Here is a 12304-nt window from a genome sequence, read left to right as displayed (position 1 = left end):
TATGCATCTGGCACGGGTTACAGGCGTTGTGGTTTCCACGCAAAAATCCCCATCACTGGTGGGGAAGAAACTGTTGCTGGTACGTCGGGTGAGTGCGGACGGAGAACTTCCCGCGTCCCCTGTGAGTGGAGATGAAGTCGCGGTTGATTCTGTCGGCGCTGGAACTGGAGAACTGGTATTACTCAGCAGTGGCTCCAGCGCCAGACACGTTTTTTCCGGCCCTAATGAGGCCATCGATCTGGCTATCGTCGGCATTGTCGACACGCTTTCTCGTTAGGAGGAACTATGGCGATTTATACCCGCACTGGCGATGCCGGCACAACGGCCCTCTTTACCGGGCAACGCGTGAGCAAAACGCACCCGCGCGTCGAGGCTTACGGTACGCTGGACGAACTTAATGCGGCGCTTAGCCTGTGTGTTTGCGCAGCGAAAAACCCGCAGCACCGCCAGTTACTCGAAAACATTCAACTGCAGCTTTTTTGGTTCAGCGCCGAGCTGGCAAGCGAAAGCGAACAGCCAGCGCCAGAGCAGCGCTACATCAGCTCAGAAGAAATTGCCGCGCTGGAAGCCGCCATTGATACCGCGATGGGGAGAGTGCCCCCCCTACGCAGCTTTATTTTACCTGGCCGCAGCGAAGCCGCCAGCCGTCTGCACTTTGCCCGCACGCTGGCCCGCCGCGCAGAGAGGCGACTGGTCGAACTCTCCACTGAGATTTCCGTCAGACACGTGCTGATGCGTTATATCAATCGCCTCTCCGACTGCTTATATGCGCTTGCACGAGCAGAAGATCATGACGCCCATCAAAACAACATTATTCAGAAAGTGGCGGAGCGTTATCTCGCAGCCATCCGTACATCAGCCACCAGGGAGCCGGCTATGTCTCTGTCTTTTCAGGAACTCCACCAACTCACTCGCGCTGCGGTAACGAGAGCAGAAGAACTTCAGGTTCCGGTCGTCATCAGCATTGTTGATGCGAATGGGACCCAAACGGTGACCTGGCGCATGCCTGACGCATTACTCGTCAGTAGCGAACTGGCACCGAAAAAAGCCTGGACCGCCGTGGCAATGAAAACCGCCACGCATAAGCTGACATCGGCAGTGCAGCCAGGCGCCGCGCTTTACGGTCTGGAAAGCCATATGCAGGGAAAAGTCGTCACCTTCGGTGGCGGGTACGCATTATGGCGTGAGGGGTTACTCCTTGGGGGTCTTGGCATCAGCGGGGGAAGCGTTGAGCAGGATATGGACATTGCAGAAACGGCCATTGCGGCAATTAACGTGAGAACACATCAATGAACACTTCAGAACTTGAAACCCTTATTCGTAACATTTTGAGTGAGCAACTTGCCCCGGCAAAAGCAGAAGTTAAGGGTAATGGAATTTTTCCGTCCGTTAGCGAAGCGATCGATGCCGCTCATCAGGCTTTTCTGCGTTATCAGCAATGTCCATTGAAAACCCGCAGCGCCATCATTAACGCCCTGCGAGAAGAGCTGACGCCTCACCTTGCTTCATTGGCTGCTGAAAGCGCTGCCGAAACGGGAATGGGCAACAAAGAGGATAAGTTCCTTAAAAATAAAGCTGCGTTGGATAATACCCCGGGTATCGAAGATCTCACCACTACGGCGCTTACCGGTGACGGCGGCATGGTGTTATTCGAGTATTCACCCTTTGGCGTGATTGGTTCCGTCGCCCCCAGCACCAACCCGACGGAAACCATTATTAACAACAGCATCAGTATGCTGGCTGCGGGAAATAGCGTTTATTTTAGCCCACATCCAGGTGCAAAAGCGGTCTCACTGAAGCTGATTACCATGATTGAAGATATTGCTTTTCGCTGCTGCGGGATTCGGAATCTTGTCGTCACGGTCACAGAACCCACTTTTGAGGCTACCCAGCAGATGATGGCGCACCCTAAAATCGCAGTTCTGGCGATTACCGGTGGTCCAGGCATTGTTGCTATGGGCATGAAAAGCGGGAAAAAAGTCATTGGCGCAGGCGCAGGCAATCCTCCCTGCATTGTTGATGAAACAGCCGACCTGGTTAAGGCGGCAGAAGATATCATCAATGGCGCATCCTTTGATTACAACCTCCCCTGCATTGCTGAGAAGAGCCTGATTGTTGTTGATGCCGTTGCCGAACGACTGGTTCAACAAATGCAGTCTTTTGGCGCAATGCGACTCAATAGCGAAGAGACAGACAAACTGCGCGCAGTTTGTCTGCCAGAAGGAATAGCCAATAAACAACTGGTAGGGAAAAGCCCGGCAACCTTACTGGAAGCCGCGGGAATACCGGTTCCGGCAAAAGCACCTCGATTACTGATAGGTATCGTCAAGGCTGACGACCCATGGGTTACCAGCGAGCAACTGATGCCAATGCTCCCCATCGTAACGGTGAGCGATTTTGACAGCGCGTTAACGTTGGCCCTGAAGGTTGAAGAGGGATTGCATCACACCGCCATTATGCATTCGCAAAATGTGTCACGTCTGAACCTTGCCGCGCGCACGCTTCAGACCTCCATTTTTGTGAAAAATGGCCCCTCTTATGCTGGGATTGGCGTTGGTGGTGAAGGCTTTACCACCTTCACCATCGCAACGCCGACCGGTGAAGGAACGACATCTGCGCGCACTTTCGCACGCTCTCGTCGTTGCGTGCTGACAAACGGTTTTTCTATTCGCTAATGGGGCCGTTATGAAAAGCTTTTCACTGCAAACTCGATTGTACAGCGGCCAGGGAAGCCTGGATGTGCTTAAGCGCTTCACGAATAAGCATATCTGGATTATCTGCGATGGTTTTCTCGCGCGTTCTCCCCTGATTGAAAAGCTGCGCGACGCGCTGCCAGCGGATAACCGCATCAGCATTTTCAGCGATATCACCCCCGATCCCACCATTAGCACGGTAGTACAAGGGATTGCGCAAATGCAGTCCCTACGACCGGACGTCGTAATTGGTTTTGGCGGTGGCTCTGCACTGGACGCCGCAAAAGCCATCGTCTGGTTCAGCCGACAGTTCGGTATTGAGATTGAAACCTGCGTTGCAATTCCCACCACCAGCGGCACGGGATCGGAGGTGACCAGCGCCTGCGTGATTAGCGATCCGGATAAAGGCATTAAGTATCCATTATTTAATAATGCGCTTTATCCGGACATGGCCATCCTTGATCCGACGCTGGTCGTCAGCGTTCCACCAGCCATAACCGCGAATACCGGCATGGACGTATTAACGCATGCGCTGGAGGCTTACGTATCCACGAAGGCCAGCGACTTCACCGATGCGCTGGCTGAAAAAGCGGCACAAATCGTCTTCCAGTACCTGCCTGTCGCCGTCAGCAAAGGCGACTGCCTGGCAACCAGAGGAAAAATGCACAACGCGTCAACACTCGCGGGAATGGCATTCAGTCAGGCTGGTCTGGGTATCAATCATGCGATTGCCCATCAGTTGGGCGGCCAGTTTCATCTGCCCCACGGACTTGCCAATGCGCTGCTGCTGACCCATGTCATTCATTTTAATGCCCGCGATCCGCGGGCTGCGAAGCGCTATGCCCGTTTCGCTAAAGCCTGCCACCTATGCCCGGATAACGCGAACGATACGGCGGCACTGAATGCGCTAATTCGTCATATAGAGCTACTCAAAAAACAGTGTGCGTTACCTTCTTTTGCTGACGCGCTTAAAGACGGAAAGCAAGTCTGGTCACAACGTATACCGTCGATGGTTCAGGCCGCGCTGGCTGATGTCACGCTGCAAACCAATCCTCGTGTTGCCGACGCCAGCGCCATGCAGGAACTGCTTGAGGAATTATTATGAAGACAACCATGACGGCAGAGTCCACGCTTTATGATGCGCAGACAATTCGCGAACGCGTTCGCGCAGCGGGTGTTGTCGGGGCCGGAGGCGCAGGCTTTCCTGCTCACGTAAAATTACAGGCGCAGGTCGATACGTTTCTGGTCAATGCGGCAGAATGTGAACCGATGCTGAAAGTTGACCAGCAATTGATGGCCGTTCAGGCTGAGCGACTTATCCGTGGCGTTCAATATGCCATGACGGCTACCGGGGCCAGGGCCGGTATTATTGCGCTCAAAGAGAAATATCAAAAGGCTATCAATGCGTTAACGCCCCTTCTGCCTGCCGGGATCCGCTTACATATTTTGCCTGATGTCTACCCGGCTGGTGACGAGGTTTTGACCATCTGGATGGCAACGGGCCGGAGAGTTCCGCCTGCCGCGCTGCCGGTCAGCGTCGGCGTGGTGGTCAATAACGTCCAGACGGTGCTCAACATCGCCAGAGCCGTTGAGCAGCAGTATCCGGTTACGCGCCGTACCCTGACCGTTAACGGCGCGGTCGCCAGACCAATCACTCTTACCGTCCCTATCGGAATGTCTTTACGTGAGGTTCTGGCGTTGGCCGGTGGTGTTACCGTTGACGATCCCGGTTTTATTAACGGTGGTCCGATGATGGGCGGCCTGATTACCTCACTGGATACCCCAGTCAGCAAGACCACCGGGGGACTGCTGGTTTTACCAAAGACTCATGCGTTGATTCAGCGGCGGATGCAGGATGAACGCACCGTGCTTTCCGTCGCAAAAACCGTTTGCGAGCAGTGTCGTTTGTGTACGGATTTGTGCCCAAGGCATTTGATCGGCCATGAATTATCGCCGCACCTGCTGGTTCGCGCGGTTAATTATCAGCAGGCGGCCACTCCGCAGTTACTGCTCACGGCCCTGACCTGTTCAGAATGCAATGTATGTGAAAGCGTAGCCTGTCCGGTTGGGATTTCACCGATGCGAATTAACCGCATGCTTAAACGCGAGCTACGGGCGCTCAACCATCGTTATGAAGGGCCGTTAAATCCTGAGGATGAAATGGCGAAGTATCGGCTTATTCCGGTGAAGCGCCTTATTACCAAACTGGGCCTTAGCGACTGGTATCACGATGCGCCACTGACTGAGACTGATTATCCCACGGATAAAACGACGCTGTTGCTACGCCAGCATATTGGTGCCAGCGCCATCCCATGTGTACAGCAGGGCGAACACGTTGTTCGCGGTCAATGCGTTGCCGATGTGCCGTCCGGTGCATTAGGCGCACCTGTCCACGCCAGTATTGACGGTATTGTCAGCGAAATTACTGAGCAATCCATCACGGTAATAAGAGGTTAATCATGTCTCAGGCTATAGGGATTTTAGAACTCACCAGCATTGCCAAAGGAATGGAAGCGGGCGATGCCATGTTAAAAAGCGCGAATGTGAATTTACTGGTCAGCAAGACCATCTGCCCGGGCAAATTTCTGCTCATGCTCGGTGGTGACGTAGGCGCAATACAACAGGCGATCGCCACCGGAACTTCTCTTGCTGGCGATATGCTCGTTGATAGTCTGGTACTACCCAACATTCACGCCAGCGTACTTCCTGCGATCAGTGGACTTAACAGCGTGGATAAGCGTCAGGCCGTTGGCATTGTTGAAACATGGAGCGTTGCGGCCTGCATCTGCGCCGCCGACCGTGCGGTTAAAGCCTCCAATGTCACGCTGGTACGCGTCCATATGGCATTTGGTATTGGCGGCAAGTGCTACATGGTTGTCGCTGGCGATGTGTCTGATGTGAATAACGCAGTGACAGTTGCCAGTGAAAGTGCAGGTGAAAAAGGTCTGTTGGTTTACCGTTCAGTCATCCCTCGTCCGCATGAAAGCATGTGGCGACAGATGGTGGAGGGATAATGGAAAGACAACCCACCACGGATCGTATGATTCAGGAATATGTTCCTGGCAAGCAGGTTACGCTGGCGCATCTTATCGCTAATCCGGGTAAAGATTTGTTCAAGAAACTGGGATTACCAGAGTCGGTTTCCGCAATCGGTATTCTGACGATTACCCCCAGCGAAGCCTCAATCATCGCCTGTGATATCGCCACGAAATCCGGGGCGGTAGAGATTGGTTTTCTCGACCGTTTTACCGGCGCTGTGGTACTGACGGGCGATGTTTCCGCCGTTGAGTACGCGCTGAAACAGGTAACCCGGACGCTGGGCGAAATGATGCGTTTTACCGCCTGTCCCATCACCCGGACATAATCTCATGAAACGCATAATGCTAATTGGCCCCAGCCAGTGCGGTAAAACGTCACTTACACAGTGCATGCAGGGAGAGGCGCTTCATTATCAGAAGACCCAGGCCATTGTCTGGTCTCCCACAACGATAGACACACCGGGTGAGTATCTCGAAAACCGCTGCCTGTACAGCGCGCTGCTGGCCAGCGCCTGTGAAGCAGACATCATCGCGCTGGTTCTCAATGCTGACGCGCCGTGGTCACCTTTTTCTCCAGGTTTTACTGGCCCGATGAACCGACCCGTTATCGGCCTCGTCACCAAAGCCGATTTAGCCAGCCCGCAGCGTATTTCTCTCGTGGAGAGTTGGTTAGTTCAGGCTGGCGCGCAAAAAGTATTTGTCACCAGCGCGCTGGAGAATACCGGGGTCGATGAGATGTTCATTTTTCTGAATGCAAAGGAACCTTCATGTCTCACAAAATAATGGCCATTAATGCAGGTAGTTCCTCGCTTAAGTTTCAGCTTCTGGCGATGCCGCAGGGTGAAATGATTTGCCAGGGACTGATCGAGCGTATCGGTATGTCTGATGCGCAGGTCACCCTAAAAGCACCAGCGCAAAAATGGCAGGAGACTTTGCCCGTAGCCGATCACCGTGAAGCAGTAACGCTGCTACTGGAAAAACTGCTCAGCCACAATATTATCAGCAGTCTGGAAGAGATCGACGGCGTTGGCCATCGCGTCGCACACGGTGGAGAATCCTTCAAAGATTCCGCGCGGATAACTGATGAAACACTGGCGGAAATCGAACGCCTTGCGGAACTGGCACCGCTTCATAACCCGGTTAATGCGTTGGGGATTGCGGTATTTCGCCAGCTACTGCCGAAAACGCCGGCCGTTGCGGTTTTTGACACGGCTTTTCATCAGACCCTTGATGAGCCTTCTTTCATCTATCCCCTGCCCTGGCGCTACTATTCAGAGCTGGGTATTCGTCGTTATGGTTTTCATGGTACCAGCCACAAGTATGTCAGCGCTCAGCTTGCTGAAAAGCTGGGCGTGCCGCTCAGCGCCCTGCGGGTTGTTTGTTGTCATCTGGGCAACGGTAGCAGCATCTGCGCTATCAAAGGCGGACACTCGGTGAATACCTCCATGGGTTTTACGCCGCAGTCTGGCGTAATGATGGGCACGCGAAGTGGCGATATTGATCCATCCATTCTGCCGTGGATTGCCCTGCGTGAAGGAAAAACCCCGCAGCAGCTCAACCAATTGCTCAACAATGAGTCCGGATTACTCGGAGTTTCTGGTGTTTCACCCGACTACCGGGATGTTGAACATGCCGCAGATACGGGCAATCACCAGGCTGCACTGGCATTGACGCTTTTTGCCGAGCGGATTCGCGCCACTATTGGCAGTTATATTATGCAGATGGGTGGTCTGGATGCGCTGGTGTTTACCGGGGGAATTGGTGAAAATTCAGCGCGTGCTCGCGCCGCGATTTGCCACAACCTGAATTTCTTAGGTCTGGCCGTTGATGAAGAAAAAAATCAGCGTAACGCCACCTTTATTCAGACGGAAAATGCGGTAGTTAAAGTGGCGGTGATTAATACCAATGAAGAGCTGATGATAGCCCAGGACGTTATGCGTTTAGCGATATCAGAAACTGTGACATTGGGCATTCCCGCCTGATATTGCCGCACCGCAAATTGCGGCAAATCATGGTAATAGCGCGATCGCCATGACACTATGCGCCGAGGATTGCTGAACACAAAGGTGAAGACGTGGCTGTTGCGCAATGTCCCGCATCGTGCGGAGAACTTATCCAGGGCTGGATTCTGGGCAGTGAGAAACTGGTCTCCTGCCCGGTCGAATGGTATAGCACCGTTGAGGTCACTTCAGGCTCACCGCTGACAGATGAACGTCCACTTTCTCGGGCAATGGTTGACAGGTTATTACAGCACTGGCAGTACCCGGCGCTTCTCAGTCAGGATATCCGGATAGATGTTCAGTCAACCATTCCCATCGCGAAAGGAATGGCCAGCAGCACTGCGGATATTGCCGCCACGGCCATCGCCGCGGCGCATTATCTGGGCCATCAGCTGGACGAGCCAACACTGGCACAGCTTTGCGTTTCGCTGGAGCCGACCGACAGCACCGTTTTTCGTAAGCTTACTCTTTTCGATCATAACAACGCCTCCACGCAAATTGGTTGTGAAGCTCAGCCTCAACTCGATCTGCTGGTTCTCGAAAGCCCTGAAACATTGCGTACCGCGGATTATCACCGTATTCCACGTCATTCCGGCTTGCAGGCGGGAGCTGCGGCCCTCCAACGGGCATGGGAAAAAGTACAGGAAGCCTGTATTAGCCAAAATCCTTACCGGTTGGGAGAAGCGGCTACGCTTAGCGCAATCGCCAGCCAACTGCTGTTACCAAAGCCGGATTTTGATTCACTATTAGCACTGGTGGAAGAATGTGATTTATACGGCGTCAACGTCGCGCACAGCGGCAGCGTAGTCGGACTGATGCTGGACAGAAATCGTCATGATGTGGATTACATTAAATGGATGCTGACGCAGAAAAAACTTACGATTCACTGGCCAGAACAGCATTTGTTACGCATGGTAACAGGCGGGGTCGAACTGCAATAAGGGTCGCCGCACGGCAGCGACCCGGACAAGCATAAAATCGTTACTCGGCTTTCGCTTCGCCGTTTTTCACTTCGCCCATGGCTTTCAGCTTTTTAGAGATATCGCGGCGTTCTTTAGAGATCTCGGCGTTTTTGATGATGTAGTCATCAACACGATCTTCATAATCGCTTTTCATGCTGGCAATGATGCCCTGAATCGCTTCCACGCTCATACCAGGCTTGATGTAGTCGCTCAGGTTGTCCAACAGCAGAACGCGTTTCTGGTTGTCACGGATCTTTTTCTCAACGTCCTGGATTTCACGTTGCAGTTTGTTTTTACGACGGAACAGACGAACAAATTCCAGCACGTCCTGGAAAGAAGGCTTGGTAGTTTCCATTTTTACACCCCTGATAATGTGAGATTCGGATTCGTTAAAACAACGGCTAAAGTGGGTCAACATTACTTTCATGCCCGCCATACTTCAAGTTGCATCTGCATCGACAATGCATGGTTGAAACCTGAGTTATCGAGGGTAAAGCCATTGCAGTTACCAATGGTTTTAGCCTTTTTCAGTATCATACCTCTAATCTTTGCTGAATCGAAGCAGCAGTAGAACCAATCCCCTCATCTGCTCTTTATTTGCGCAGTGCGCGACAGATTAAATGTGAAAGTAACTCCAGTTGTCGAGCCATCTCCATGTTCAACCAAACGTAGCCGTGAATGGGCGTTTCTGCGACATTATCGCCTTTATGCTCAGCAATAAGCTGACGCAGCTCTGCTACGGTGTCATTGAGCTTTTCCGTATTGGCAAGCACTGGCTGCGGATTACCTTCATACAAGGCGTGGGTTATTGTCAGTAGTGCCTGCTGGGTCCTGAGCTGAGTTTCACGCAGCGTATGCGCATTCAACATGACAAAGTGGCTGGTACGGCTGGCCCACAGCGCATTAATTTGCAGCTCGAGCATGCAGACCAGATTGCGATTCACCGTCTGAATAGCCTCAAAGATCGATTTTTGAATGCGGGTTTCCTTGCTGGCAGGAGCGATGAGCCCACGCATTTTGACAACGTCGCTCAACAGTTGTTGTAAATGCTTTTCCAGCCGCGGTTGCTCGAGCAGATTGGGGGATAGCGCGGCCTGATACACCCGATTGTACCCCGTTACGCAATGCGCCAGTTGGATACGCCAGTGTATAAATGCCCGCTGCGGCCAGATGCCGGTAAACAGCATCGCCAGTAACGACCCCAGAATAACATCACCACCGCGCCATAACGCGGTATTCATATCTCCGGCAGGCGCACCCACGACCACGGCAAGCGTTATGCCAATCAGCAGCGCCTGATACGGCCTTTTACCCAGCGCCAGCCAGCCGCAGAGAAACATCGCTACCGCGCACCATATCAGCATTAACGGCAGCGAGAAGAGTTCCAGACGCAGGGCAACCAGTCCCAGGACCGAGCCCAGGATCGTGCCGCCTATACGTTCAAAGGCCCTGGGAACAACGTTACCCCAAAAAGATATTGGCCCCATGATCACCACCAGCGTGATCAGAGGCCATGTACCTTCGGGAATGTTTAACAGGCGTACCAACAGAAAAGTAAGGAGAAACGCCAGCGCAATGCGAATACCATGCACCACACGATAATGACGATACAAACGAATTTCAAAAGGACTCAGCGATTTGTCTGCACGCACTCATGCACTCCGTCAGGGAATAGCAAAGAAGCGAATTGTACCTGTTTTTAGCGTGAAAAGATCATCCTGATTTACACCCCAAACAGTTACTTCGTCTGCACTGGCACGTACATTTCAATGTCCCAGTAACCGTCCTCCATGCCATTGTTCATATAAACTTCAAAGCAGGGTTTAGCGGCTATCGCATAAGTCGTATCCTGCAACAGGCGCTCGAAGAACTGATACCAAGGCGTCGCAAAATCGTGATTCTCAACGCGCGCAACGGCGACAGCATAGTCGCCACCCGCCAGTTCGGTGAGGATCACCCCTTCGCTGTTTTCCGGGATTTCAAAACCTTCAGGCACAGAAACCACGGTATCACAGCGCAGTTTTTCCGCAGGAACAACATCAGGGTTGTCGTAATAAACAGCTATCCATTCCAACGGTACAATCTGTTTTCCGTCGACCCACTTCATTAATTGCTCAAACCCCTGCTTCACCGTTTGTTCCCACGGTCCAACCATATGGAAACCGGCAATCATGCGTTTATCGACCAGCTTTATCTCGTACTCCATACAACCTCCACTGTTACACTGTATTTATATACAGTGTAATTTCTGGTTATGTCGGCCACAAGGAAATAGTGATTATTATGTGAGCAGATTCGCACTCTTGCCAGTCAGACGCATCAGGAAAAACTACGCCTTGTGGTGGAAATAGTCGCTCAGGCGCGAGAAAACGCCGCCTTCGCCGACGGATTCCAGCGTAACCAGAGGCCAATGCGCCACCAGCTTATCCCGATCGTAGAGTTCAATTTCCCCCACACGTTGATGCGCAGCGATGGGAGCAACCAGCTCTTTCTTATCAAGGACATATTTTGCTTTGATGTTAGGGACTTCTGCTTTAGGCAGGGCCATCCAGAAATCCTGCTCGGTTCCGAGGCTGATTTTTTCTTTATCGCCATACCAGATCCGTTCAGTGCCAACCTGCTTACCGCTACGCAAAACCTGCACTGTATCGAAGTTGTGTTGCCCCCATTGCAGCAGTTTACGCGCCTGATCTTCGCGCCCTTTCGCACTCTCCGCGCCCATCACCACCGCAATCAGGCGGCGCTGACCATCGACGGCGGAAGCAATCAGGTTAAACCCGGCACCGGACGTATGCCCTGTCTTCAGGCCATCTACGTTCATGGTTTTATCCCACAACAAACCGTTACGATTTTGCTGTGTGATGCCGTTCCAGGTAAGGCTTTTCTCACTGTACATATGGTAGAAATCCGGTTCCCCGTGGATGATAGCGCGGGACAGCACGGCCAGGTCGTACGCCGAGCTATGCTGACCCGGCGCATCCAGACCATGTACCGTTTCAAAATGGGTGTCCTGCAGGTTCAGTTTTTGCGCATAGTTGTTCATCATCGCGACAAACTGCGGCTGCCCTCCGGCGATGTAATCCGCCAGTGCCACGCAGGCATCATTACCGGAATCAACAATTAACCCACGGCTGAGGTCACGTACCGAAACGCGATCCCCTTCTTTCAGGAACATCAAGGATGAACCGACAAATACCGGATTATCTTTTGCCCATGCATCGCGCCCGACGGTCACAATATCTGTCGGACTAATACGCTTGCTGTCAATTGCGCGATCGACAACATAGCCAGTCATCAGTTTCGTCAGGCTGGCAGGATTGCGCTGCTGGTGTTCATTACCGGCTGTCAGGATTTGGCCCGTGGTGTAATCCATTAACACCCATGCCCCGGCAGTAATCGCAGGAGGTTGTGGGGCGAAGCTCACGGCATCGCTCGCCCAGGCGGGCGAAAAACTCATAGTTAATAGTGAAGCGGCAATAAACAAACGGCGTTTCAACAGCATGTCCTCAGGAAAGGGAGAAATAGCCGTTCTTTTTACGGAAGTTCTGTCGAACAAACATGGATAAATTGCAAGAAAATGTGACATAAGGCACATTTTCTTGCTATCAGGA

Annotated in this window: 14 protein-coding genes; 10 read left to right on the top strand and 4 right to left on the bottom strand. The window is 52.6% G+C overall.

The genetic code is table 11. The annotated features are described in order from the left end of the window. Position 1 precedes the first annotated feature (1 nt). The 10 genes from HV311_RS09075 (at position 2) to HV311_RS09030 (ending at position 8672) form a co-directional block, all read left to right on the top strand. On the top strand, positions 2-277 hold the full coding sequence (locus tag HV311_RS09075) for a EutN/CcmL family microcompartment protein (protein WP_003030211.1): 276 nt from the start codon (positions 2-4) through the stop codon (positions 275-277). An 8-nt stretch (positions 278-285) separates the two neighbouring features. Beyond that, entirely contained in the window at positions 286-1293 is a 1008-nt protein-coding gene (pduO, locus tag HV311_RS09070) for a two-domain cob(I)yrinic acid a,c-diamide adenosyltransferase PduO (RefSeq protein WP_191221004.1), read from the top strand. Next, a complete protein-coding gene (gene pduP / locus HV311_RS09065; RefSeq protein WP_046275686.1) occupies positions 1290-2675 on the top strand; it encodes a CoA-acylating propionaldehyde dehydrogenase PduP in 1386 nt (461 codons plus the stop codon). The genes pduO and pduP overlap by 4 nt, the downstream gene beginning before the upstream one ends. A 10-nt stretch (positions 2676-2685) precedes the next feature. Next, positions 2686-3798 (top strand): 1-propanol dehydrogenase PduQ, encoded by a 1113-nt coding sequence (locus HV311_RS09060; RefSeq protein ID WP_049281920.1) that lies wholly within the window; start codon positions 2686-2688, stop codon positions 3796-3798. After that, positions 3795-5150, top strand: a complete 1356-nt coding sequence (gene pduS, locus HV311_RS09055; RefSeq protein ID WP_191221003.1) for a cobalamin reductase PduS — start codon at positions 3795-3797, stop codon at positions 5148-5150. The genes HV311_RS09060 and pduS overlap by 4 nt, the downstream gene beginning before the upstream one ends. A 2-nt stretch (positions 5151-5152) precedes the next feature. Next, complete coding sequence (pduT, locus tag HV311_RS09050) at positions 5153-5707, top strand: propanediol utilization microcompartment protein PduT (protein WP_046275683.1); 555 nt, start codon at positions 5153-5155, stop codon at positions 5705-5707. Beyond that, positions 5707-6057, top strand: coding sequence for a propanediol utilization microcompartment protein PduU (gene pduU / locus HV311_RS09045; RefSeq protein ID WP_016156881.1), 351 nt, complete (start codon positions 5707-5709; stop codon positions 6055-6057). Before pduT ends, pduU begins: the two co-directional genes overlap by 1 nt. Before the next feature lie 4 nt (positions 6058-6061). After that, complete coding sequence (pduV, locus tag HV311_RS09040; RefSeq protein WP_191221002.1) at positions 6062-6514, top strand: propanediol utilization protein PduV; 453 nt, start codon at positions 6062-6064, stop codon at positions 6512-6514. Next, entirely contained in the window at positions 6499-7713 is a 1215-nt protein-coding gene (locus HV311_RS09035; RefSeq protein WP_191221001.1) for an acetate/propionate family kinase, read from the top strand. Before pduV ends, HV311_RS09035 begins: the two co-directional genes overlap by 16 nt. A 92-nt stretch (positions 7714-7805) precedes the next feature. Beyond that, positions 7806-8672, top strand: coding sequence for a GHMP family kinase ATP-binding protein (locus HV311_RS09030; protein WP_101700018.1), 867 nt, complete (start codon positions 7806-7808; stop codon positions 8670-8672). A gap of 40 nt (positions 8673-8712) precedes the next feature. On the opposite strand, the gene HV311_RS09025 is transcribed toward HV311_RS09030, so the two are convergent. The 4 genes from HV311_RS09025 to dacD form a co-directional block, all read right to left on the bottom strand. Then, a complete protein-coding gene (locus tag HV311_RS09025; RefSeq protein ID WP_003834176.1) occupies positions 8713-9048 on the bottom strand; it encodes a DUF496 family protein in 336 nt (111 codons plus the stop codon). Positions 9049-9286: 238 nt separating this feature from the next. Beyond that, a complete protein-coding gene (locus HV311_RS09020; RefSeq protein WP_016156885.1) occupies positions 9287-10345 on the bottom strand; it encodes an FUSC family protein in 1059 nt (352 codons plus the stop codon). A gap of 86 nt (positions 10346-10431) precedes the next feature. Then, positions 10432-10899, bottom strand: coding sequence for a DNA gyrase inhibitor SbmC (gene sbmC / locus HV311_RS09015; protein WP_049270736.1), 468 nt, complete (start codon positions 10897-10899; stop codon positions 10432-10434). 123 nt (positions 10900-11022) lie between these two features. Continuing rightward, positions 11023-12195 carry a serine-type D-Ala-D-Ala carboxypeptidase DacD gene (gene dacD, locus HV311_RS09010; protein ID WP_032931656.1) on the bottom strand — a complete coding sequence of 391 codons (1173 nt, stop codon included), beginning with the start codon at positions 12193-12195 and terminating at the stop codon, positions 11023-11025. Between the last annotated feature and the right edge of the window lie 109 nt (positions 12196-12304).

It is taken from the genome of Citrobacter sp. RHBSTW-00881, assembly GCF_013728515.1.
Lineage (GTDB): Bacteria > Pseudomonadota > Gammaproteobacteria > Enterobacterales > Enterobacteriaceae > Citrobacter > Citrobacter braakii.
This window is presented reverse-complemented; position numbering and strand designations above follow the sequence as displayed.